The organism is Halalkalicoccus sp. CGA53, assembly GCF_036429475.1.
In the GTDB taxonomy this organism is placed as follows: Archaea; Halobacteriota; Halobacteria; order Halobacteriales; family Halalkalicoccaceae; genus Natronorarus; species Natronorarus salvus.
In genome coordinates this window covers 1,049,521-1,071,184 of sequence record NZ_CP144125.1, presented here as the reverse complement: position 1 = coordinate 1,071,184, position 21,664 = coordinate 1,049,521, and the positions used below count along the sequence as shown (strand labels likewise).

Below are 21,664 nucleotides of genomic sequence, written 5' to 3'. Positions count from 1 at the left end.
GGCCGTCGTCACGCTCAGAGCGGGAAGAAGATCCCGAACGTCTGGAGGACGAACAGTTCGAGGGCCAGGACCGAGAGCAGGACGCTCGCACCCAGGACCAGGAAGAGCCGTCGTCGTCCGTCCCGTCTGGTCGGTCGGCGGTGGTCGGCCGTTTCGATCCCTCTCTCGATGTCGTACGTGGTACTCACGCCGTACCTATAGGGCAGGTGAGATGGTATCCCTTCCGCCTGTCACCCCTCCGATCGCGAGCCCGTGTAGCCCCGACAGTCGAGCAGGAAGACGGGATCCGTCCGGTCGCGGTTCGAGGGGTAGGCCGCTTCACCGAGGTACTCGACCCCGACCTCGTCGTCGAACACCGTCCTCAGCAGTTCGGTGTAGTACTCGACGATCGACTCGTCGTCGGCGAGGGGTCTGTCAGTCACGCGGTGGAACCCGCCGCTTCCCTCTCCGGGCGGCTCGAAGAACAGCGTCTCGGTTCGGGTCGCGAGCTCCCGCAGCGCCCGTTCGGCGCCCTCGCGCCCGAACTGGCTACACCAGTGGTGGTAGACCGTCAGCAGGAGAACGACGTCGAACGTCGGGAGCGTCGCGACGTCCTCGGAGCCGAGGGTGTAGCGGACGAAGCCCACCCCCTCCTCGTCGCCCCAGAGCCGTTTCGCGGTCCGCAGCCGCTCTCGGTTGCCGTCGATACCGATCGACAGCAGCCCTTTCCCCGCCAGTTTCGCCGTGAAGAAGCCGCTCGCGCACCCGATGTCCAGTGCCGTCGAGTCGGTCGCCGAGACGTGGGGTGCGATCATCTCCCACCGGTCGTCGCTGTCGGTTCGCTTCCGTTCGTGGTACGGTCGTCGGTGGACCAGCCCCGTTCGCGCCAGCCGCACCCTGGCCGCCCCGCGGGTGGACCCCAGCAACGACCGTACTCCCTCCTGGCGCTGGATCTCGATCGCACGCGCGACCAGCCGGCCGAACGGGAGCCGGGATCCGGTATCGGAGCCCTCGTCCTCGGGCATCGTCGGAGACGGAACGGTCCCGGTGGCTCTCGCCGGATCGCTCGACGGCAGGCCGCCACCGATCCCGAGGCTGCGACGCTGGACCGGAACCGTCGCGAACAGCGCGACGACCGACCCTCCCAGCGCCCCGAGCAGCGCCAGCCGACCGGGCTCGCCCACGGTCTCGCCGCCGAACTGTTCGGTGAGGATGTAACCCCCGATGACCGCGTCCGCGACGACGGCGCCGCCGACGGTCAAACCAGCGATCAGCCAGCGGTTCTCCCGATCGAGCGGCCGCGTCGCGATCCAGTACCCCCCGTAGACGACGACCGCGGCCGGCACGACGACGAGTGCGACCTCGAACAGCCAGACGGCAGGTGGTTCCGGGTGGACGATCTGGTAGCCGATCCCGATCGAGCCGAGACAGAGCCCGAAGGCAATCACGAGCCACGACGGCGCGTCGTACTGCCACACCGACCCCGGAGAGCTGGTCGTCGACATGGGCGAGGGTCGACGACCGATCACGTAAACCCCTCCGATCGAGACGGGTCGGGAGTCGTCATACGGACTGCTGTACCAGTGTACCGCTCGGACCGAGCGGCGGGTCCGGTCTGGTCGGTACGGACGGACAGCAGTCCGTATCAGAGGCCCGAGACATCGCCGCGACCCGGGTCTCGATCACCCGTCTTCGGAGAGCCAGGCCATGATCTCGTCGAAGTCCCCCGGTGGGACCGGTCCCTCCAACAGTGGATCGTCGGTGGTCTCCATCCACTCGCGAAGTCGTGTCCGAAGCCGCACACGGACCTCCTCGTACCCCTCCTCCCCCGCGACGTTCGTCCGTTCGTCCGGATCGGTTTCGAGGTCGTAGAGCTGTTCGTACGGCTGGGTCGGCCGGTCGAACGCCTCGATCACCTCGTGGCCGGCGGGGCTGTGCTTCGCGTCGTTGCTCATGTAGACCTCGGGGAGGTGCCAGAAGTTCCTGACGTACTTGTAGCGGGGTGTCCGAATCGCCCGGAACGGGTTGTACGTGTCGTGCCAGGTCATCTCCGCGAACAGCTCCGTGCGCTCGTCGTAGCTCTCACCCCGCAGAAGCGGGAGGAGGCTCCGACCCTCCACCCGGTCGGGGATCGGTTCGTCCAGCAGGTCGAGCAGCGTCGGCAGGACGTCGACGTTGCTCACCAGGTCGGTGTATCGAGCCCCCGGTTCGGTGAGCGGCGGGTACCGGAGGAGCAGGACGCCCTCGATGCCGGGGTCGTATGGCGTTCCCTTCGCCCGCGGCATCGCGAGACCGTGTTCGGTGGTGAAGAGCACGAGCGTCTCCTCCTCTATCCCGGCATCGGCGATCGTGTCGAGCACCATCCCCACGCCGTCGTCGATGTGGTGGATCATCCCGTGCATCTCGGCGATATCGCGGCGGACGGCGGCCGTGCCGGGCAGGTAGGGGAGCGCCTCGACCGACTCGGGGTCGGCCGGTTCGTAGCGGTCGTCGTCGAAGACGAAGGTCTCGTCGTCGTCCTCGATCCGGTGGCACTCGAAGAAACCCACCGAGGCGAAGAACGGTTCGGAGAGTCCACCTTCGGACAGCCCTTCGGCGAAGCGTTCGCTCACCTCGTGTGCCCGGTCGACCTCGTGGACCGCGGGGGAGACGTCGGGCGTGAGCACGCCCTCGGTGTGAATCTCGTCGTAGCCCAGCCGGTTCGGGTACTCGGTGAGGTGCTGGAGGCCGAAGAGGTGGGTCTCGTAGCCGACCTCGGAGAGGTACTCGGGGAGCACCCGTTCGTCCTCGTGCATCTCCCACCCGCCGTGGGCGAGGCCCATCAGCCCGTTCGCGTGCGGGTGCCTGCCGGTAAAGAGGCTCGCGCGGCTCGGCGAACACTGCGGCGCGGTCGTGAAGTGGTTCTCGAAGCACGCGCCCTCGTCGGCGAGCGCGTCGATCCGCGGCGTCTCGACTGCCCTGTCGTAACAGCCCAGGTGGCGGCCGAGGTCGTGACAGTGAACGAGGACGACGTTCGGACGATCGGTCGGCATTCGGTGACCGTTCGCGGGCGACCCCGGTCAAACGACCGCCTGCGCGCGCGGTTGCTCCGGTCTCCAACCCCGAGCGCTCACCTCAGACGAAGTCGTCGTGGGTCGGCCGGTCGGACTCGCCGGGGAACGAGTCGACCGGAACGGAGACCTGCTCGCCGCCGGCCATCTCCTTCACCGTGATCTCGCCCTCGGCGAGGTCGCGCTCGCCGACGATCACGACCGTCTCCGCGTCGATCGAGTCGGCGTACTCGAGTTGGCCACCGAAACTGCGCCCCGAGACGTCCGCCTCGACGACGTGGCCCCGCTCTCGCAGGTCGCGGGCGATCCGTGCCGCCACCTCGCGGGTGTCGCCAACCTGCAGAACGTAGTAGTCCGTCGAGAGCGTCTCCTCGGGCCAGACGCCCGCACGCTTGAGCAGCAGCGGGAGCGTCGAGTTCATCACGCCGGGAGCGACGCCCACCGCGGGCGTCGGCTGGCCGCCGAAGCTCTCGATCAGGTCGTCGTAGCGCCCGCCGCCGAAGACCGAGCGGCCCACCTCGCCCTCGGCGTCGAAGCACTCGAAGACGACGCCGGTGTAGTAGTCGAGCCCACGGGCGGTCTCGAGCGAGAGGGTACACGCCTCGCGGACGCCGAAATCCTCGGCCGCGTCGAGCACCGCCTGGAGGTTGCCCACCGCCTCGTCGACCCGGTCGGTGCCCGCGAAGTCGGTGAGTTCCGAGATGTCGTCGGTCGCGAGCAGGTCGTCGAACGTCTCGGCCTGGTCGTACTCTAATCCTGCCTCCACGAGCAGGTCGTAGTACTCCGCACGCTCCAGATCGGCACTCTTGTCGATCGCTCGGATCGCCTCCGCGGTCGCCACGTCCGCGTCGAACGCGGCGAGCAGCCCCCCGAGGATGTCGCGGTGTGAAACCCGGAAGTCGAAGTCAGCGGGGGAGAGTCCGAGTTCGGAGAGCGCGTCGGCAGCGAACGCGAGGATCTCGGCGTCCGCCTCGGGTTCAGAGGAACCGAAACAGTCGACGTTCGTCTGGTAGAACTCGCGGAAGCGGCCCTGCTGGGGCTCCTCGTAGCGCCAGAACGGCCGCGTCGAGTACCACTTGATCGGCTTCGAGCGCTCCTGGCCCTTCGCGACGACCATCCGCGCGACCGTCGGTGTGAGTTCGGGCGTGAGCGCGACCTCGCGGCCGCCCTTGTCGGTGAAACTGTAGAGTTCGTCGACGATCTCCTCGCCCGACTTGTCGACGTACATCTGGGTGCGTTCGAGTGCGGGCGTGGCGACTTCGCGGAAACCGTAGCCGCTCGCGACCGACTCGATCGTGTCGATCACCCGCCGGTTGGCGCCCATCTCCTCGGGGTAGAAGTCACGGAACCCCTTGATCCGGTCGTACATGGGAGGGCGTTCGCGACTGGGTGGGTAAAAGGTGTCCTTACCGGTCCCGGCGACCGGTGACGGTGGTCTGGTCGTGAGCGGGGAACACCTCGGCGATCGCCTCCTCGCCCTCGCGCTGGGCGAGCAGCGCCCGGAGTTCTGCCTCGTAGTCCGCCCGGTCGATCTCCTCGGAGGGGCCGACCTCCACCGTCAGCGTCGACTCGACGAGGCGGTCGACCGCACGCCGACCGAAGCCCGAGAGCGGCGCGAGGTAGTCCACCTCGTGACGGTCCTCAAGGCTCTGGGCCTGTGCCCGGGAGATCGACGGCACGCGGTCGTCACGGCGGGTACCGTCGGCGACCGCGTCGAAGCCCTCCTCCGCGAGCGCGGAGAGCGCCGCGCGGTGGACGGCCTGGATACCGTGGCGCGGGTAGCCGTCCTCGACCATCCGATCCACGGCGGTCTCGGCGATCGCCGGATCGAGATCGAGCGTCTCGAACGGGAGGCCGAGACGGTCCGCGCTCTCCTCGGCGTGTCGCCAGTCCTCCGTGAGGCCGAACCGTGCGGTGACGAGCGTGACGTCGTAAAAGCGCTCAAGTACGAGCGCGGCGAGCGTCGAGTCCTTTCCTCCGCTGTACAGCAGTCCGCAGTCCATCTACCGGCGTTTGATGTCGAAGCGCTTGCGATCTGGCTGCAGCTCCTTCAACAGCGCCTTCATCTTCTCCTCGTCGATCTTCCCGTTGACGCGGCCGCTCTGGGCGAGCGCGACAAGCTGCTGTTCGACCTGCTCGGCGAAGTCGGGCTTGCTCATGCGTACCGAGTTGAGCCGTTTCCTCGCGCCGTCGGTGAGGAACTGGCGGAGGATCGCCTGTTTCTGTGCGTCGGCCTGCTGCTGGGCCTGTTCCTGTGCCTCCTCTTGCTGTGCTGCGCCCTGCTCCTGTTCTTTGAGCTGTTCGAGGCGCTTCTGACGGAGTTCGTCGAGGTCGTCCTCGGGGCTGCCGCTCATACTCGTGAACTCTCTCTGCCGTCGTGAAAACGGTTACGCTAGGCGTATCGTTCGAGTTCCGGGTGCTCCTCGGCGAGCTCGGAGATGACCTCGTCGGCGACCTCGTCGAGGAGCGCACGACCCTCGCCGGTCACCTCGCGGCCCTCAGAGCCGTGCTCCTCGACGAGCCCCTCCTCCTGGAGCCCCTGGAGGATCGTTCGAATCACGTTCGAGGAGCCGTCGGCGTGGCGGGCGGGCGCGACGCGGTAGCGGGTCGAGCCGCGTTTCGCGCCGCCGTAGTGCGTCGAGAGCCGCTCGACGCCGACGGGGCCGTCGACCGCGACCCGACGCAGCAGGCTCGCCGCGCGAATCGACCAGAAGTCGTCCTGTTCGGGGGGGAGTTCGCGGTTCGCGCCCGTCTTCGCGTAGGCGGCCCACTCCGGTTCCTCGAGTCGATCCTCCAGTCGCTCGGCGAGCGCCTCCGCCGGGACGTCGTAGAGCGTCGTCATTGCCCGCGATTCGCCCGTGGCGCGTTTAAATCCGTCGTTGTCGTCGTTCGAGCAGGCCCGTGCGTCGAGAGCGAGGCGGTTCTGTGGGTCGGTTTCCGACCACCTCCCTTTTCGTCCCCACCGCCGAACCGCCTCCATGGACGAACGGGCCGCGCTCGCGATGCTCTCAGACGAACTGCACCACGCGGGCGACGACGCCGCCGTGATCGACGGTTGCGTCCTCACGACCGACATGCTCCACGAGACGACCGACTTCCCTCCCGGCACCACGCGTTACACCGCGGGCTGGCGCGCGGTCGGCGCCTCGCTCTCCGATCTCGCCGCGATGGGCGCCGAGGCGGTCGCCACGGTCGCCGTCTACGCCGCACCCGAGTTCGACGACGGCGAGATCCGGGCGTTCGTGCGCGGGACGAGCGAGGTCTCGGAAGCGGTCGGTGCAGCGTACGTCGGCGGCGACCTCGACACCCACGCGGAGTTCACCGTGGCGACGACCGCCCTCGGTCGCGTCGAGGAGCCGGTCCCCCGGTCGGGTGCGAGTGCAGGAGAGCTGGTCTGTGTCACCGGAACGCTCGGGCGGAGCGCAGCGGGGGTAGAGGCGTTCAAGACGGGCGATCACGGGACCGGAAACGAGCTCTTTCGGTTCACGCCGCGGGTCGCGACGGGTCGGGCGCTCTCCGGACGAGCGAGCGCGATGATGGACTCGAGCGACGGCCTCGCCCGGTCGCTCCACCAGCTCTCGGAGGCGAGCGATTGTGGGTTCGAACTCGAGCGCGAGTCGATTCCGATCGACAGGGCGCTGTTGGAACTCGTACCGGACCGTGCGGAGGAGCTAGCCGTCACCTTCGGCGAGGACTTCGAACTAGTCTTCACGATCCCGGAAGGGGAACTGAAGACGGTCGAGGCCGGCAGCGAAACCCCGATCGGCGTGATCGGCGAGGTGACCGACGGGGGCGTGAGGATGGACGGGGAACCGCTCGTGGACCGTGGTTACACCCACGAGTGACCCCGAGAGCTCAGCCGACGACCTGGATCGGCACCGGGGTGAAACAGAGCAGTCCGAGGACCACGGTGAGGACGCCGACGGCGACCCTCCCGGTGCCGAGTTCGGCGTCGTCGATCGGCTGGGCCGAGCCCATGAACCCGACGACGAGCGCGAGAAAGCCCCAGAACGCCCAGATGAACGCCGCGTCGCCCGGAACGCCAGCGAGGTAGTAGAGATAGCCCGCCAGCGAGAAGAGCACCACGGGGACGAACGCGGAGATCCGATCGGCGTCCTCGCCGAGGATGGCCCGCGTGATGTGGCCGCCGTCGAGCTGGCCGACGGGGATCATGTTGAGGAACGTGACGAACATCCCGACCCACGCACCGACGACGACCGGGTTCACCGCCACCGCGGGGTCGTCGTAGTGAAGCGGCCGGTCGAACAGCCACGCGAGGAACTCGAGCAGCGGTGGATAGCCGAGCTGGATGTAGACGCCGGCGTCGGGGTCCGAGATCAGCTCCTGGGGGGCGGTCACCGGCGGGAGGTGGAGCCCGATGATCGCGACGACCATCGTCGCGAGAAGCCCCGCGAGCGGACCCGCGACGCCGATGTCGAACAGCGCTCGGCGGCTCGGGATCTGTCCTTTCATCTTGATCACCGCGCCCATCGTCCCGATCAGCGTCGGGATCGGGATGAAGTAGGGCAGCGAGACCTGCACCTTGTGGTACCGGCCCATGGCGTAGTGACCGAGCTCGTGGACCGCGAGCACTCCGAGGACGGCGACGGTAAAGGGCCAGGCCCGGAGCGCCTCGAGCGAGAACGGATCGTAGTGGTACCAGAGCGAGCCGGCGAACAGCGTCGACGCGACGGTGAGGCCGAACAGGATCAGGTGCGTCCAGGGTATCCCGTCGACGCCGAGCGAGACGGGTTCGGCGATCAGGAGCCACTCCCCGCGCTCACGCGTGAGCCGGATCTCGTAGCCCGACTCGCGGAAGAGGGGCCAGAGCTCTCGCATCAGGGTCCGTCCGTCGACGATCGGTTCGCCGTAGTAGCGGATCGACTCGCCGTCGCGTCCGACCTCGTAGACCCAGAAGACGTCGGAGAGCGCCGAAAGCGGCGGTCCATCGACGGGCGACTCCGGCTGCTGCATCTACCACGCCTTAGGGCGCAGGCTCATTAACCCTTATCCGCGGGTCGGTGTGACTCACGCGGAGCTGACGCGCCACGTGGTCGCGCTCGTGTACGACCACTTTTCGATCTCTAAACCTGACGCAGAATCGGAGAGTTTCACCATCAACGCCCCGATCTCCTTCGGCGACAGTCCGACGTCGTCGGCGATGAACTTCCCCTTGAAGTAGAGGTCGCCGTCGGCGGCCTGCTCCTCGAGGTACCGTTTCAGTCGGGCTTCCTTGCTGTTCGGGCTGTGGTGTGCGGAAGTGCTCATCGTGACTCAGAGACGCTCTCTCGGGGATCCCCTTATACCGTCAAGACGCTTAGCATTACTTCGGTCGGATTCGCTGAAACTGTCGTAAAACGATAGGTTTAGGAAGGATGTAAATCACGTTAAACGTTTTAATGTCGCCATAGAACCCGTCGTTTCGAACGGGTGATCGCGTGGAAAGGAGTGGGTCGATCCGGGTCGTCGGACGTTTAAATCTCTTTTTATCGTTAGAAATGAACTGTTACTTCGTGTGGACCCAGAACTCCTCGTCGGTCGTGACCTCCTTCTTGAAGATCGGTACTTCGTCCTTGAGCCTGTTGATCCCGTCCTCGACGGTGCGGAACGCCTCCTCGCGGTGACCGGCGAGGACGACCACGAAGACGATGTCCTCGCCGGAGGCGACGACGCCTGTCCGGTGGTGGCTGAGCACCTCCTGGACACCCTCGCGCGCGGCGAGTTCCTCCTCGATCGCCCGCATCCGCCCCTCGGCGACCCCTTCGTACGTCTCGAACTCGAGGTAGCTGGTGGGATCGTCCTCCTCGCCGTCTCGTTCTCTCACCCGCCCGGTGAACGTCGCGATCGCCCCCGCCCGGTCCGCCCTCGGCGAGCGTTTCGCCCGCGCGACGAGCGTTTCGAGGGTGACGTACGGTTCGGTCCCGGAGAGCGCGTCGATCACGTCATCCAGGTCCACGCCGTCGGCCGTCTCCGCCTCGGCGAGCGCCTCGCCCGCGTGCTCCCTGCCACCCAGGACGACCTGCGGGATCCGTGCCTCCGAGAACCCCTCGACGAGCGCGTAGTCGTGGGTCGGTGCCAGCCGGTCGAGCGCCTCGCCGAGCGAGAGGTCGTCGCCCGTCGCGAACCAGCTCTCCTCGTCGGTCAGCCCGTAGGTGACGGTCGCCCCGGCCTCGCGGTGGCGTTCGGTGTCCTTGCCCTCGGTGTCGATCTCGGGGGCGTGGGTCATGTGTTTTATCGTCCCGACCCGACCCTCCTCGGAGAGGCGCTCGGTGAGCCGTTCGACGAGGGTCGTCTTCCCCGAGTCGGACGGACCGACGACGCCCAGCGGTTTCATGTGCGGTGGTGGTCGCTGGGACACTTGTAGGTGTCGTCGGCTGGCGGTGACAACCCTTAAGGGAGACTCCGGGCTACGCGCTCTCAATGAGAGTCGTGATCTCTGTGGGTGGAAGCGTCCTCGTGCCCGATCTCGGGTCCGGACGCGTCGCGGCACACGCGTCCGTCATCGAGGAGCTCGCCGCGGAGGGCGTCGCCGTCGGCGCTGTCGTCGGGGGCGGCGGGGTCGCCCGTGAGTACATCGGGGCCGCCCGGGCGCTGGGTGCCAACGAGATCGAACTCGACGAGATCGGGATCGGGGCGACACGACTGAACGCCCGGCTGCTGATCGCCGCCCTCGGGGACCAGGTCGTCCCGTCTCCCGCGCGCACGTACGAGGACGCCGGCGAGGCGATCCGACACGGCGACGTCTGCGTGATGGGCGGGGTCACGCCCGCGCAGACGACCGACGCCGTCGCCGCCGCGCTCTCGGAGTACGTCGGTGCTGACCTCCTCGTCTACGCGACGAGCGTCCCCGGCGTGTTCGACGCCGACCCGAACGAGGACGGCGAGGCGACCCGCTTCGACGAACTGACGCCGGGCGAACTCGTCGACGTGATCGCGGGCATCGAGATGAACGCCGGCGCCTCCGCGCCGGTCGACCTGCTCGCGGCGAAGGTGATCGAGCGTTCGGGGATGCGGACGATCGTCCTCGACGGTACCGACCCAGACCGGATCGCCTCCGCCGTGCGATACGGCGACCACGACGGCACCGACGTGATCCCGGAGGGGATGGGAGCGGAACCGACCTACTGGGTCGACGGCGAATGAGCGACTCCCCCTATCTCCTCGGCGAGAGCGACGACCGACACGTCTTCTGGGCCGACGAGGTCGCGGACAGGGTCGAGCAACGGGTGGCAGACGAGAGAGCGAACGGCGAGCGCGAGGCCGACGAACCGATCGTCGTGAAGGGCGGCATCTCTCCCTCGGGCGTCCCGCACCTCGGCAACATGAACGAGGTGATGCGCGGCTACTACGTCGCCGCCGTCCTCAGGGAGCGGGGTCACGAGGTGAGACAGGTGTTCACGGCGGACGACCGCGATCCGCTGCGGAAGCTCCCGCGGACGCTCTGTGACCTCGACGGAACGCTCGCCGATCTGGGAGAGGTGGACGCGGGCGCGCTCGGGCGGAACCTCGGCGCGCCCTACACCGATATCCCAGACCCGTTCGGGTGCTGTGCGTCCTACGGGGCGCACTTCTCGAACCTGATCGGGCAGGGTGCGGAGGAGCTCGGCGTGCCGATCGAGCTCGTCTCGAACACCGAACTCTACGAGGCCGGCGAGTTCGAGGCCGCGACCCGTTTCCTCCTCGAAGAGCGCGAGCGGGCGAGCGAGCTGCTCTCAAGCTATCAGGACACCGCCGACGAGTCCTACGTCCCGTTCACACCGATCTGTGCGGAGTGCGGGAAGCTCACCGGCGAGGTGAGAGAGATCGATCTCGACGCGGGAACCGTCTCGTATCGCTGTACGGCGATCGAGGCCGGCGGCCGTACGATCGAGGGCTGTGGTCACGAGGGTGAGGCGTCCCTGAGCGAGGGGAAGCTCCCGTGGCGCTTCGAGTGGGTCGCGCAGTGGGAGCTGCTGGGAGTCGACTTCGAGCCGTTCGGCAAGGACCACGCCGAGGGCTCGTGGCCCTCCGGCGTCGACATCGCGCGGAACGTCTTCGGCTTCGAGCCGCCGGTGCCGATGGTCTACGAGTGGTTCACGCTCGACGGCGAGCCCTTCTCCTCCTCCGAGGGCAACGTCGTGCTCGTCTCGGAGGTGCTGGAGCTGGTCGAAGTCGACGTACTCCGATACTTCTTTGCGAAAGACCCCTCGCGCGCCCGGGACTTCTCGATCGAGCGTCTCGACCTGCTGGTCGACGAGTTCGACCGGTTCGAGGCGATCCACTTCGGGGAGGTCGAGGCCGACGAACGCGAGAGACGGTTCGCGGAGCGGGTCTACCCACTGGTCGTCCCCGATCCCGACCCCGAGCGGGTTCGGATCCCGTTCCGGTTCGCGGCGGTACTGGGGATGACCGACGATCCGGACCTGCGAGAGGAGATCGCCAGACGGGAGGGTCACATCCCCGAGGACGCCTCCGAAGGGGCCGTCGAGGGGGCGCTCGCGCGGGTCGACCGCGCGCGGAACTGGGCGCGCCGGACCGACAACGAGTACAACTACGAGTTGAAACGGGCAGAGCTACCCACCGTAGATCTAGACGAGGACACCGAACGGGCGCTCGACGAACTCGCGGCGTTCGTCGAGCGTGAGGACGACCCGGAGGCGATCCAGGGCGAGATCTACGAGAGCGCGAAGCGTCACGGGATCCCTGTCGGGGAGTTCTTCTCGACGGGCTATCGTCTCTTCTTCGACGAGGAACAGGGACCGCAGCTCGGCCCGTTCCTCGCGCGGCTCGACCGCGAGTTCGTCCTCGCACGGCTCCGGCGCGAGCGGTGAACGGCGGACGGGCGACGACCCACAACCGCTTTGAGTGGCGCGTCCCCTACCGTTCGCAATGAGTACGCTGACGTGGATCCTCCTCGGGGTCGGCCTCTACTGGCTGGCGCTGATCGCCGCCCGGAACCGGGGGCTGCTCCCCGGCTACGTCGGCACGCAGGGACCCATCATCACGCTCCACACGAAACGCGGCCGCGAGTTCCTCGACCGGCTCTCGGCTCCCAAACGGTTCTGGCGGGCGTTCGCCAACCTCGGCGTCGGGATGGCGCTCGTGATCATGGTGATCGCGTTCGTCTTCGTCGTCACCGCCGCCTACGGGCAGATGCGCTCGCCGGAGTCGACCGCCGTCACCGAACCGCAGAACGTCCTCGTCATTCCAGGAGTAAACGAGTTCCTTCCGCTGTCGGTCGCCCCGGAGATCGTCCTCGGCCTGCTCGTCGCGCTCGTCTTCCACGAGGGCGCACACGGACTGCTCTGCCGGGTCGAGGACATCGAGATCGAGTCGATGGGCCTCGCCGTACTCGCGTTCATCCCGATCGGGGCGTTCGTCGAGCCGGACCACGAGAGCCAGCAGGCGGCGGACAGGGGCGGTCAGACCCGGATGTTCGCCGCGGGCGTCACCGCGAACGTCGTCGTCACCGTCGTCGCCTTCGCGCTGCTGTTCGGCCCCGTCGTGGGTGCGATCGCGGTCGCACCAGGCGCGGCCGTCGGCGGCACGTTCCCCGGCTCCGCGGCCGCCGACGCCGGGATCGACCAGGGCGACCGGATCACCGCGATCGACGGGGTGGCCGTCGCGACCACGGACGAACTGACCGAGACGCTCGCGGAGACCGACGAGGAGGTCGTCTCGGTCACGATCGACGACGAACGCGAGGTCGAGGTCGAGCGCTCGTTGCTGGTGGTACAGGCGGTCCCCGACGGGCCGACCGGTTTGGAGACCAACGACACGATCGTCTCAGTCGACGGCGACGAGATCCACACCGAACGCGAGTTCGAGGACCTGCTCCGCGAGCGGACCGAGGTGACCGTCGGGACCGCCGACGGCGAGGAGCGGACGTTCGCCGCCGGCGCGCTCGTCCCCGAGGTCGTGGAGGGTGGGCCGTTCGACGAGGCGGGCGCGCCCACCGACGCCGAGTGGATCGTGATCACCGCGGTCGACGACGAGCGCGTGCTCACCAGGGAGGAACTCAGTGCGACCCTCGAGGATGCTGGCGAGACGGTCGTGATCGAGGCGTACGTCGACGGCGAGCGCGATAGCTACGAGGTCGAGCGCGAGGACGGTCAGCTCGGCGTCTTCCTCCAGGCCGGCATCAGCGGGATCGGCGTGAGCGACTTCGGCATCCAGGAGTACCCGTCGAGCGCGTACCTCGCGGCACTCGGCGGCGGCGACGACGACGGCGGCGCGGCGGCCGGCGGCGACTTCTTCGGGCTGGTGGTCTCGGCGCTGATCCTGCCGATCGCCTCGCTGCTCGACATCGGCCTGCCCTTTAACTTCGCCGGCTTCACCGGCCACATCACGAACTTCTACGTCGTGGAGGGACCGCTGTCGCTGCTCGGAGCCGGTACCGTCTTCCTGCTCGCGAACGCGCTGTTCTGGACCGGCTGGATCAACTTCAACCTCGCGCTGTTCAACTGTATCCCCGCCTTCCCGCTCGACGGTGGGCACATCCTCAGAAACAGCACCGAGGCGGTCGTCTCCCGGCTCCCGGTCTCGACCGGTTACGAACTCACGAAGACCGTCACCATCTCCGTCGGCGTGACGATGCTGCTCGCGCTGTTGTTGATGATCTTCGGACAGGGCCTGCTCGCGTAGGAACCGTTACGTCGATCGGTTCCCCGTCACCCCTCGGGAGTGCTCCGGACGGCGCCCGACCGGGGGGTTCAGCGGTCGACGCCCTGGCGTTCGTAGAACTCCTCGGGAGTGTCCTCGATCCGCTCGAACTCCCCGAAGTAGTGTTCGTGGTGGCGGGTGATCTGCTCGACGATCCACCGGCTGAACGTCTCGTCGAAGTGCCACTCGCCCTCCTCGGCCGGGAGGTCGAACCGGTCGTCGGTCGCGAACGTCGCGAAGACGTGGTAGAAGCCGAGGATCACGTCCGCGAAGTCCCGACCCCTCCCCCCTGATTGCTCGCGTTTCGCCTCCAGCTCCTCGAGGCCGGCGTCGGTCAGCTCGAAGTACTTCCGGTCGGGTTCGTCCTCGCGTTCGATCCGCTCGGCCCAGCCCTTCTCCTCGAACTTGTAGAGGATCGGGTAGACCGAGCCGTACGACGGCTCCCAGTGGCCCCCGCTGAGTCCCTTGATCTCCTTGAGTATCTCGTAGCCGTAGCGGGGTCGCTCCGCGAGGAGCTCCAGGACGAGATACGAGATGAGGCCCTTCGGCGGGCCGCTCTTTCGCATTGTCCTCGTTTCAGGTGGGCGGGGTGAAAGCGTTTCGATTCACAGGACGCCCGAGAACCCGGTTCTCGGGCCATCTCGGAGAGGGCCACGCGACGGGGTTATCACCGACGAACGCGTACCCTCTCGCGTGGACCCACGACGTCTCGTGCCGATCCAGGGGTGGCCCGCCTCCGGGAGCGACGACGCCGGCCGAGCGGTCCTCGGCGCGCTCGCGGGGCTCTCGGCAGGGCTGCTCGTCGGCGTCCTCTTCTGGCTCCTCGGTCTCTTCGCGGCGCTCTCGGCCCTCGTCGGTGCGGAGGGCAGCTCGCTGGGGTGGGCCCTCCACCTGTCGCTGACGACGGCGCTCGGTGCGGGCTTCGGCGCGCTCGTGGTGCGTGATCGGTACGCGGGCGACGCCACGACCGCGGCACTGATCGGCCTCTGGTACGGAGGTTCGATCTGGCTCGTCGGCGAAGCGCTCTGGACGGTCGCTGGGGGGCCGACGCTCGCGAACCTCGGGCTGGTCTCGCTGATCGGATGGCTGCTCTACGGCCTCGCGCTCGGCTGGCTGACCGCGGTCGTCGGCCCCCGCTCGCTCCCCCTCGCGGCGAGCGGATCCGGGGTTTGAAAACGCCTATGTGGCGGCTCGCCTAGATCGACGTATGCAACGACGCGAGCCACCGCGAACCGAGGAGGGGCTGTACGCGCTCCACGACTTCCGCCGCGTCGACTGGCCGGCCTGGAACGAGGTCGACGAGGCAACGCACGAGCGCGCACTCGGTGACGCGCTGGGCTTCCTGACCGAACAGTCCGACGCCGACGGCGAGTTCGCGATCTTCAGCGTGCTCGGGCACAAGGCCGATCTGCTCCTGCTCTCGCTGCGCCCGTCGATCGCCGACCTCGACACCGCTTCGCGGGAGTTCGAGCGAACCACGTTCGCGGAGTTCACCGAGCCGGTGTACTCCTACCTCTCCGTGACGGAGGCGTCGGGCTACACCGAGGCCTCGGCGGACTACTTCGATCCGAACGCGGAGGCCGACCCGGGGCTGAAACGCTACATGGACTCGCGGATCGACCCCGAACTCCCCGAGACGGAGTTCGTCTGCTTCTACCCGATGGACAAGCGCCGCGACCCGGAGTACAACTGGTACGACCTGCCGTTCTCCGAGCGCGCCGAGATGATGGAGAGCCACGGCGAGGTCGGCAAGGGCTACGCCGGCCGGGTGAAGCAGGTCATCACCGGGAGTATTGGCTTCGACGACTGGGAGTGGGGGGTGACGCTCTTCTCCGACGAGATGACCGACATCAAGGAGCTGATCACCGAGATGCGCTACGACCCCGTCTCCTCCCGGTACGCCGAGTTCGGCCCGTTCTACGTGGGGCGGCGGTTCGCGCCCACGCAGCTGGAGGCGTTCATGGCGGGTGAGGCGGTCGCCGTCGACGAGTCGGCCGACGCCGCGGCAGCGCTCGCGGAGGGACTCGGCGCGCTGGGCGTCACCGTCGACGCTCCGGAGGGCGCACACGGCCTCGTGATCCACACGGAGGCGGGTAGCGCGGAGGTCGAGAGCGAGGTGGACTCCCTGCGCGGGAGCTTCGAGCACTACGACAGCCACGTGCTGACAGAGGTCCACGGGAGCGAAAGCGGAGCAGCGGTCGTGAGCGTCTGGGCGAACGAGGGCGCAGCGAACACCGCGAGCGGCTTCTTAGAGGAGCTTCCGGGCGTCACCGAGGTGATCTCCGGAGCGGTGGGAAGCGAGGTCGAGAGCCACGAGACCGGCGAGGCCCACGGGGAGGGAGATGGGGACGGCGGGAGCGACATCAGAGAGGAGCTGGCGGAGCTCGACATCTACGGCGGGAAGCCCCACGGCGAGGACGTCTACGCGCTCGTGCTCTACTCCGAGGCCGATCGTGAGGAACTCTCGGAGGAGGTCGGCGATCTGCGAGACGGGTTCGACCGCTACGACACGCACGTGAAGACCGCGGTGTACGAGGGACACGACGGCGACCGCCTCGCGGTCGTGAGCATCTGGGAGACCGAGTCCGCCGCCGAGACCGCGAGCGGCTTCCTGGCCGACCTCCCGGGGATCGTCGCGCACGCCGACGAGGACGGGGTGCTCGGCGAGGCCGAAAGCGGCTTCGGCACGATGGGGATGTTCTACACGGTGAAACCCGAACACAGGACGGACTTCGTCGGGACGTTCGACGAGGTGGCCGACGTGCTCTCGGGGATGGAGGGCCACCACGGGACCGAACTCCTCGTGAACGAGGACGACGAGAACGACATGTTCATCGCGAGCCAGTGGCGCGCGAAGGAGGACGCGATGGCCTTCTTCGGGTCGGAGGCGTTCCGCGAGACGGTCCGCTGGGGCCGTGACGTGCTCGCGGACCGACCGCGACACGTCTTCCTCGCCTGATGGGGGAGTCCACGGAGCGTCGATACCCGGTCGGCGTCCTCGTCCTGCTGGCGGTGCCGGTGGTCGTCGCGGCAGTCGCGAGCGTCCTCGCAGACGATCTGCAGTGGGGGCTGGTCGTCGGCGCGGGCGCGGGCCTCGGCTTCGCGCTCTCGGTCGCGCTCTACCGAACGCTCGCCGGGTGAGCGGTTCCGGCCACCCGGGGTTAGCGTGCGTTTAATCGCCTCATCCGAGAGGATAGAGCCGTCTCCTGTCGTCCGGTTTCTTACCCTCGTGATAACTAACCGTAGTGGTAAGGTACGGAGACCATGGAACGATCGAGACGGACCGTGATCGCCACGGTCGGGGGCGTCTTCCCCTTCGGCGGGGTGTACGGGCTGCGTCGACTGCGCGGAGCGGGTGAAACAACGGGCGGAGCGGACGAGCCGGCCCCACCGACCGACCGGGATGACCGGACGGGGGACGAGAGCGATGTGGGAGGCGGGCGGACGGAGATCGCGACGAATGGGTGGTTGAGCTACCGCGGCGGACCCGGTCTGACGGGCGCGGTGAGCGCGACGGGGCCTGCAGACGAACCGACGGTCGCGTGGACGTTCGAACCGAGCGAGGTCCTCGGACGCCCCGTCGCGGCGGATAGACGGGTGGTCGTCGCCGGGACCGGGAGTTCGGGGCGACGCGGGACGCTCTACGCCCTCGCTGCCGACCGGGGAGCGGTGGAGTGGGAGTCGGACCCTGGAGCAGGCGTCGGTCACCCGCCGACGCTCGTCGGCGACCTGATCGTCGTCTCGACGGTGGCCGGCGACATCGTCGCGTACGATCGAGCGGGCGCCGAACGGTGGCGGTTCGCCCTCGGCGATCGGCCGTCGCACGTCGTTCCCGGGGACGGAACGCTCTTCGCCGGTGCGGCAGGGACGACCTACGCTCTCGACGTGGAGGGCCAAGAGCGGTGGCGGTCCGACGCCGGCGGTCGACCCGCGGCGGACGACGACTGCGTCTACGTCACCGACGGCGAGACGGTCACCGCCCTCGGTGTGGACGACGGCGAGCGACGGTGGTCCGGGGAACTCGATGCGGGCGTGATCGGGGCGCCGATCGTCCGTGGCGGCACCGTCCTCGCGGTCGGGGAAACCGGGAGGATCACGGCGCTCGTGGGGGACGAGACGGCGTGGACGACGGCTGGTGACCGGCCGACACGGCCCGCGGTGACGGAGGACCTGGTCGTCGTCGGCTACCGGTACGGATCGCTGCTCGCGTACGATCGTACGACTGGCGAGCCCCGCTGGGAGCGTCCGGATCCGGGTGTCACACACCTCGCGGTCGCGGGTGGGACGCTCTACACGGTCCGTGTTCCGGAGGAGAGGGTCGGCGAACCGACACCGCTCCTCGAGACGCGAGAACTCGACTCCGGCGAGGCGGTCCGGGAGACCGAACTTCCGGCCGATCGGCCGCCCGTCGTCGGCGATCGGACGATCTATCTCGGCGGCGGCGACCTCACGGCGCTCCGGTGATCAGTCGGCGGCTCCCCGATCGACGCCCGCCGCCACGATGTCCTCGCCGCCGACCGAGGAGCGAAGCGAGTCCATCCCATCCTCCCGGTCGATCCCGAAGTTCCCCCGGTAGAGCTCCTCGATCCGTTCGAGCTCCTCGTCCGACAGCGTCGGCGTCTCGGGCGCGTCCGTCCACTCGTCGACGTCGGCACGCGATCGGAACGTCGGCGTGACCGTCGCGACAGGGTCGTGCGCGAGCAGCCACTGGATCGACGCCTGGCCGAGCGTTCGCTCGCCGTCGCGCTTGAGGAAGCGGATCGCCTCGACCTTCTCGAAGCCCGTCTCGTACCACTCGGTCGGGCGGTACGCGCGGTGGTCGCCCTCCTCGAACTCGGTGTCGGGAGTGACCTGTTCGTTGAGCAGCCCCGAGGAGTGCGGGACGCGCGGTATCAGGCTCGTCTCGGCGTCGAGGCGCTCGATCTCCTCGAGGAACGGTCGGGCCGGTACCTGCTCGAAGACGTTCCAGACGAACTGCAAGGCGTCGAAGCCCTCCGCGATCGCTTTCTTCCCCTCGGCGATCCAGCCGATCGACGGACCGAGCGCCCAGCCGATCGCCTCGCAGACGCCCTCCTCTTTGAGCGATTCGAGCGTCTCGAGCACGTCCTCGTCGACCTCGGCGGCGTTCGCGTTGTGTAGCTGGAGGACGTCGACGTAGTCGGTCCCGAGCCGGTCGAGACTCCGTTCGGTCGCCTCGCGGATCCACTCGGGCGTTATCTCCTTCGGGAGTTCGCCGTGGCCCGCCTGCGGGTTGTTGTAGAAGTCGTAGCCGACCTTCGTGCCGATCGTCACCTCGTCTCGGATTTCGGAGAGTGCCTCGCCGACGATCTCCTCGCTCTTGCCGTGGCCGTAGACGTCGCCGGTGTCGAAGTAGGTGATCCCCTGCTCGAAGGCGTAGCGGAGCAGCTCCCTGTCCTCCTCGTCGGTCCTATCGCCCCACCAGTCGGTGCCGACGACCCACGCGCCGAAGCCGACCTCGCTGACTTCGACTCCGGACGAACCGAGCGTTCGGTGCTTCATGGTCTCCGTTGGGAACGCGGACACTTAGCGGGTCCGAATGTTCTCACCGAGACCGGATCGTCGCCGGGTAGAGGTCCCCCGCCGTCGGGAGTCGGTCGGCGGCCCGCTGCTCCATCGTGACCCCGACGATCGGTCGGGAGAACCCGCCCCCGCACCGGATGGACGTGGGCTACCCACAACCGAACCGATTTGTGGGAGGCGGGGTAAGGGGGGCCATGACGAAGCGATACGTCTCACTCCCGGAGGCGGCCGAGCGAGGGGTCCAGGCGTTCGTCGACGAGGTCGACGAGCGGCTCTCGGGCGAGGAGGACACCTGCGAGGTCGTCCGCGACACGCTCGTGGACCTCTACGGGGATCGAGAGGCGTACGAGGCGTGGCAGGCCGGCGAGGAGGTCTCGACAGCCGAACGCGTCCGACTGCAGGGCTACGACCCCTGCAACGCGACGCTCGAGAGCGAGTACTACGCGGAGAAGGACGAGGAGGCGTTCCGCCGATCGAAACACCTCCAGTGGCTCTGGCGGCAGTTCGACGCGACGGCGATGGCCGACAACGTCGAGTTCGCGCTCCGTTTCAGGCGGATGCTCGCCGACCACCTCTTCGAGGAGTGCGGCGAGGGCTGTCGGTTCTTCAAGGGGATCACGTTCACCTACGGCCACAACATCTCGGTGGGGGACAACGTCGTCGTCCACGACGGGGTGCACTTAGACGACCGGGGCTACCTGACGATCGGCGACCGCGTCTCTATCTCCGACGGCGTCCACGTCTACAGCCACGACCACGACGTCGTCGACCAGACCGAGGTGACGAACTTCCACACCACGATCGAGGACGACGTCAGGCTCACCTACGACTCGATGGTGCGGGCGGGCTGCAACGTGGGCGAGAACGCCATCGTCGGCGCGCGTGCGGTCGTCCAGGGCGACGTGCCCGCCCACCACATCGCGGTGGGGATGCCCGCGAAGAGCGTGAAGGTCAAACCGGGGTGGGAGGACGTCGCGCAGCCGGTCGACGAACCGGTCGAGACGGATCGTACCGGTCGGAGACTCGACTACGAACTCCCGTCCGACCTCGAGGTGTTCGACGAGTTCGAGCGCGACCTCTCCACGTCCGACTAGCGCACTCAGGTGACGCCGTCGCTCACGGGGTCGAAGCGCTCGTACTCCTCGGTTCTGACGATTTCTTGCAGCTCGCTCGCCACCCGTGCGACGTTCACGTGCGAAGTGGTGAGCGGTGCGGGACAGACCCGGATCACGTCCGGTGGCCGGTAGTCGACGATCACACCGCGTGAGCGCAACGCCTGGCTGATCCGGTAGGCCTCCCCGTGTTCGAGCGCGACGTGGCCGCCGCGGCGGTCGGGGTCGCGGGGGGTTCCGACGGCGAACCCCTCGATCTCGTCGGCGAGGTCGATCAGGAAGCCGGTGAGCGAGAGCGACCGCTCGCGGATCGCCTCGATCCCCGCGTCCTCCAGTATCGAGAGTGCGCCGAACAGCGGCGCCGCGGAGAGCACCGGCACCGTCCCGATCTGAAACGCACCCGCGTCGGGTGCCGGGGTGTGGGTGAGGTTCATGTCGAACTGGCTCTCCTTCTCGTGGCCCCACCAGCCGGCGAGTCCCGGTTTCGTCGGCAAGTGACGCTCGTTCGCGTAGAGCCCGGCGATCGCACCCGGGCCGCCGTTCAGGTACTTGTAGGAACACCAGACCGCGAAGTCCACGCCGTGTGCCGAGAGGTCGTGTGGGACGACGCCGATCGAGTGGGCGAGGTCGACCCCACAGAGCGCGCCGGCGTCGTGTGCGGCGAGCGTGATCCGTTCGACGTCGAGGAGCTGACCGCTCCGGTAGAGCACGGAGGGCATGAAGACGACCCCGAGGTCGTCGTGTCTCTCGATCCCGGCCTCGATATCCGCCTCGTCGATCGCTCGGCCGTCACGGCTCTCGACGAGCGCGAGGTGGTCGTCCGGATCGATTCCTCTGAGGCGCATCACCGATCGGATCGCGTAGTGATCGGTCGGGAAGTCGAGGGCGTTGACGAGCACCGTCGGCCGGTCGGGGTCGTAGAACGTCGCGAACAGTGCGTGGACGTTCGCGGTCGTGGAGTTCGCGACGACGACCTCACCCTCGCTCGCGCCGACCAGCGGCGCGGTCAGGTCGCCGAGGCGTTCGCCGTACTCGAACCAGGGTGGGTCGCCGTCGGTCCAGCCGCGGATCCCGAGGTCGCACCACTCGGAGATGGCTCGAGAGAGCGACGCCTCCGCGGCGTCCGAGAGGGGCCCGAGCGAGTTGCCGTCCATGTAGAGCGCATCGGGGAGGTGAAACCGGTCGCGGGCATCGGAGAGCGACACGTTCGCGTCGAGCGCTTCCGCCCGGGCTTCGATAGGGTCGGTCATCGTCCCGTCCTTGGATCCGGGGGCTAAAAACCCGCGAGTGCCCGCACTCTCCGGGCGGGCCCTTATCCGCCGACCGCTCGAACCGTGAACG

General features: G+C 68.1%; 22 protein-coding genes. 9 read left to right on the top strand and 13 right to left on the bottom strand.

The window, feature by feature from the left end:
- Positions 1 to 14 precede the first annotated feature (14 nt).
- The 7 genes from V2L32_RS06825 to V2L32_RS06795 form a co-directional block, all read right to left on the bottom strand.
- Complete coding sequence (locus V2L32_RS06825) at positions 15 to 188, bottom strand: hypothetical protein (protein WP_331235728.1); 174 nt, start codon at positions 186 to 188, stop codon at positions 15 to 17.
- A 42-nt stretch (positions 189 to 230) separates the two neighbouring features.
- Positions 231 to 1,484 (bottom strand): DUF1698 domain-containing protein, encoded by a 1,254-nt coding sequence (locus V2L32_RS06820; RefSeq protein ID WP_331235727.1) that lies wholly within the window; start codon positions 1,482 to 1,484, stop codon positions 231 to 233.
- Positions 1,485 to 1,661: 177 nt separating this feature from the next.
- Positions 1,662 to 3,011 carry a sulfatase family protein gene (locus V2L32_RS06815; protein ID WP_331235726.1) on the bottom strand — a complete coding sequence of 450 codons (1,350 nt, stop codon included), beginning with the start codon at positions 3,009 to 3,011 and terminating at the stop codon, positions 1,662 to 1,664.
- Positions 3,012 to 3,093: 82 nt separating this feature from the next.
- Positions 3,094 to 4,398: a histidine--tRNA ligase gene (gene hisS, locus V2L32_RS06810; RefSeq protein WP_331235725.1), complete on the bottom strand. Its 1,305-nt coding sequence runs from the start codon at positions 4,396 to 4,398 to the stop codon at positions 3,094 to 3,096.
- 37 nt (positions 4,399 to 4,435) lie between these two features.
- Positions 4,436 to 5,032 carry a DUF7411 family protein gene (locus tag V2L32_RS06805; RefSeq protein ID WP_331235724.1) on the bottom strand — a complete coding sequence of 199 codons (597 nt, stop codon included), beginning with the start codon at positions 5,030 to 5,032 and terminating at the stop codon, positions 4,436 to 4,438.
- Positions 5,033 to 5,383: a DNA-binding protein gene (locus V2L32_RS06800; protein ID WP_331235723.1), complete on the bottom strand. Its 351-nt coding sequence runs from the start codon at positions 5,381 to 5,383 to the stop codon at positions 5,033 to 5,035.
- Between the two features lie 38 nt (positions 5,384 to 5,421).
- Positions 5,422 to 5,871 carry a 30S ribosomal protein S19e gene (locus V2L32_RS06795; RefSeq protein WP_331235722.1) on the bottom strand — a complete coding sequence of 150 codons (450 nt, stop codon included), beginning with the start codon at positions 5,869 to 5,871 and terminating at the stop codon, positions 5,422 to 5,424.
- 136 nt (positions 5,872 to 6,007) lie between these two features.
- Between V2L32_RS06795 and thiL the strand changes: the two genes are divergently transcribed.
- Positions 6,008 to 6,874, top strand: a complete 867-nt coding sequence (thiL, locus tag V2L32_RS06790) for a thiamine-phosphate kinase (RefSeq protein ID WP_331235721.1) — start codon at positions 6,008 to 6,010, stop codon at positions 6,872 to 6,874.
- A 10-nt stretch (positions 6,875 to 6,884) separates the two neighbouring features.
- Here the strand turns inward: thiL and V2L32_RS06785 are convergent, their stop codons facing one another.
- From V2L32_RS06785 to V2L32_RS06775, 3 genes are all read right to left on the bottom strand, one after another.
- Entirely contained in the window at positions 6,885 to 8,003 is a 1,119-nt protein-coding gene (locus V2L32_RS06785) for a site-2 protease family protein (RefSeq protein ID WP_331235720.1), read from the bottom strand.
- A 54-nt stretch (positions 8,004 to 8,057) separates the two neighbouring features.
- Positions 8,058 to 8,297: a DUF7123 family protein gene (locus V2L32_RS06780; protein ID WP_331235719.1), complete on the bottom strand. Its 240-nt coding sequence runs from the start codon at positions 8,295 to 8,297 to the stop codon at positions 8,058 to 8,060.
- Positions 8,298 to 8,535: 238 nt separating this feature from the next.
- A complete protein-coding gene (locus tag V2L32_RS06775; RefSeq protein WP_331235718.1) occupies positions 8,536 to 9,363 on the bottom strand; it encodes a molybdopterin synthase in 828 nt (275 codons plus the stop codon).
- An 86-nt stretch (positions 9,364 to 9,449) separates the two neighbouring features.
- Here V2L32_RS06775 and pyrH point away from each other — a divergent pair, with 86 nt between their 5' ends.
- The 3 genes from pyrH to V2L32_RS06760 are packed head-to-tail and all read left to right on the top strand — an operon-like array spanning position 9,450 to position 13,652.
- Entirely contained in the window at positions 9,450 to 10,172 is a 723-nt protein-coding gene (gene pyrH / locus V2L32_RS06770) for a UMP kinase (RefSeq protein ID WP_331235717.1), read from the top strand.
- Entirely contained in the window at positions 10,169 to 11,839 is a 1,671-nt protein-coding gene (gene lysS, locus V2L32_RS06765) for a lysine--tRNA ligase (RefSeq protein WP_331235716.1), read from the top strand. Before pyrH ends, lysS begins: the two co-directional genes overlap by 4 nt.
- Positions 11,840 to 11,897: 58 nt before the next feature.
- Positions 11,898 to 13,652 carry a site-2 protease family protein gene (locus V2L32_RS06760; RefSeq protein WP_331235715.1) on the top strand — a complete coding sequence of 585 codons (1,755 nt, stop codon included), beginning with the start codon at positions 11,898 to 11,900 and terminating at the stop codon, positions 13,650 to 13,652.
- A gap of 68 nt (positions 13,653 to 13,720) precedes the next feature.
- Here V2L32_RS06760 and V2L32_RS06755 read toward each other — a convergent pair whose 3' ends face one another.
- The gene (locus V2L32_RS06755; RefSeq protein WP_331235714.1) at positions 13,721 to 14,236 is read right to left on the bottom strand and encodes a PadR family transcriptional regulator; all 516 of its coding nucleotides are present in this window, start codon (positions 14,234 to 14,236) and stop codon (positions 13,721 to 13,723) included.
- Positions 14,237 to 14,363: 127 nt separating this feature from the next.
- Between V2L32_RS06755 and V2L32_RS06750 the strand changes: the two genes are divergently transcribed.
- From V2L32_RS06750 to V2L32_RS06735, 4 genes are all read left to right on the top strand, one after another.
- Positions 14,364 to 14,843 (top strand): hypothetical protein, encoded by a 480-nt coding sequence (locus tag V2L32_RS06750; RefSeq protein ID WP_331235713.1) that lies wholly within the window; start codon positions 14,364 to 14,366, stop codon positions 14,841 to 14,843.
- 34 nt (positions 14,844 to 14,877) lie between these two features.
- Positions 14,878 to 16,629: a heme-binding protein gene (locus V2L32_RS06745; RefSeq protein WP_331235712.1), complete on the top strand. Its 1,752-nt coding sequence runs from the start codon at positions 14,878 to 14,880 to the stop codon at positions 16,627 to 16,629.
- Positions 16,629 to 16,811, top strand: a complete 183-nt coding sequence (locus V2L32_RS06740) for a hypothetical protein (protein ID WP_331235711.1) — start codon at positions 16,629 to 16,631, stop codon at positions 16,809 to 16,811. Before V2L32_RS06745 ends, V2L32_RS06740 begins: the two co-directional genes overlap by 1 nt.
- A gap of 123 nt (positions 16,812 to 16,934) precedes the next feature.
- A complete protein-coding gene (locus tag V2L32_RS06735) occupies positions 16,935 to 18,134 on the top strand; it encodes an outer membrane protein assembly factor BamB family protein (RefSeq protein WP_331235710.1) in 1,200 nt (399 codons plus the stop codon).
- Here the strand turns inward: V2L32_RS06735 and V2L32_RS06730 are convergent, their stop codons facing one another.
- Positions 18,135 to 19,190, bottom strand: a complete 1,056-nt coding sequence (locus V2L32_RS06730) for an aldo/keto reductase (protein WP_331235709.1) — start codon at positions 19,188 to 19,190, stop codon at positions 18,135 to 18,137. It abuts the gene before it with no gap.
- A 215-nt stretch (positions 19,191 to 19,405) separates the two neighbouring features.
- Here V2L32_RS06730 and V2L32_RS06725 point away from each other — a divergent pair, with 215 nt between their 5' ends.
- Positions 19,406 to 20,305, top strand: a complete 900-nt coding sequence (locus V2L32_RS06725; protein ID WP_331235708.1) for an acyltransferase — start codon at positions 19,406 to 19,408, stop codon at positions 20,303 to 20,305.
- Positions 20,306 to 20,310: 5 nt separating this feature from the next.
- Here the strand turns inward: V2L32_RS06725 and kynU are convergent, their stop codons facing one another.
- On the bottom strand, positions 20,311 to 21,573 hold the full coding sequence (kynU, locus tag V2L32_RS06720; protein ID WP_331235707.1) for a kynureninase: 1,263 nt from the start codon (positions 21,571 to 21,573) through the stop codon (positions 20,311 to 20,313).
- Positions 21,574 to 21,664: the final 91 nt, after the last annotated feature.

Coding starts and splice junctions, on each gene's coding strand:
- V2L32_RS06745 (WP_331235712.1), top strand. CDS start 14,878: ATGCAACGACGCGAGCCACCGCGAACCGAGGAGGGGCTGTACGCGCTC.
- V2L32_RS06725 (WP_331235708.1), top strand. CDS start 19,406: ATGACGAAGCGATACGTCTCACTCCCGGAGGCGGCCGAGCGAGGGGTC.
- V2L32_RS06785 (WP_331235720.1), bottom strand. CDS start 8,003: ATGCAGCAGCCGGAGTCGCCCGTCGATGGACCGCCGCTTTCGGCGCTC.
- V2L32_RS06735 (WP_331235710.1), top strand. CDS start 16,935: ATGGAACGATCGAGACGGACCGTGATCGCCACGGTCGGGGGCGTCTTC.
- V2L32_RS06755 (WP_331235714.1), bottom strand. CDS start 14,236: ATGCGAAAGAGCGGCCCGCCGAAGGGCCTCATCTCGTATCTCGTCCTG.
- thiL (WP_331235721.1), top strand. CDS start 6,008: ATGGACGAACGGGCCGCGCTCGCGATGCTCTCAGACGAACTGCACCAC.
- kynU (WP_331235707.1), bottom strand. CDS start 21,573: ATGACCGACCCTATCGAAGCCCGGGCGGAAGCGCTCGACGCGAACGTG.
- pyrH (WP_331235717.1), top strand. CDS start 9,450: ATGAGAGTCGTGATCTCTGTGGGTGGAAGCGTCCTCGTGCCCGATCTC.
- V2L32_RS06820 (WP_331235727.1), bottom strand. CDS start 1,484: ATGTCGACGACCAGCTCTCCGGGGTCGGTGTGGCAGTACGACGCGCCG.
- V2L32_RS06815 (WP_331235726.1), bottom strand. CDS start 3,011: ATGCCGACCGATCGTCCGAACGTCGTCCTCGTTCACTGTCACGACCTC.
- V2L32_RS06730 (WP_331235709.1), bottom strand. CDS start 19,190: ATGAAGCACCGAACGCTCGGTTCGTCCGGAGTCGAAGTCAGCGAGGTC.
- lysS (WP_331235716.1), top strand. CDS start 10,169: ATGAGCGACTCCCCCTATCTCCTCGGCGAGAGCGACGACCGACACGTC.
- hisS (WP_331235725.1), bottom strand. CDS start 4,398: ATGTACGACCGGATCAAGGGGTTCCGTGACTTCTACCCCGAGGAGATG.
- V2L32_RS06775 (WP_331235718.1), bottom strand. CDS start 9,363: ATGAAACCGCTGGGCGTCGTCGGTCCGTCCGACTCGGGGAAGACGACC.
- V2L32_RS06800 (WP_331235723.1), bottom strand. CDS start 5,383: ATGAGCGGCAGCCCCGAGGACGACCTCGACGAACTCCGTCAGAAGCGC.
- V2L32_RS06760 (WP_331235715.1), top strand. CDS start 11,898: ATGAGTACGCTGACGTGGATCCTCCTCGGGGTCGGCCTCTACTGGCTG.
- V2L32_RS06795 (WP_331235722.1), bottom strand. CDS start 5,871: ATGACGACGCTCTACGACGTCCCGGCGGAGGCGCTCGCCGAGCGACTG.
- V2L32_RS06805 (WP_331235724.1), bottom strand. CDS start 5,032: ATGGACTGCGGACTGCTGTACAGCGGAGGAAAGGACTCGACGCTCGCC.
- V2L32_RS06740 (WP_331235711.1), top strand. CDS start 16,629: ATGGGGGAGTCCACGGAGCGTCGATACCCGGTCGGCGTCCTCGTCCTG.
- V2L32_RS06780 (WP_331235719.1), bottom strand. CDS start 8,297: ATGAGCACTTCCGCACACCACAGCCCGAACAGCAAGGAAGCCCGACTG.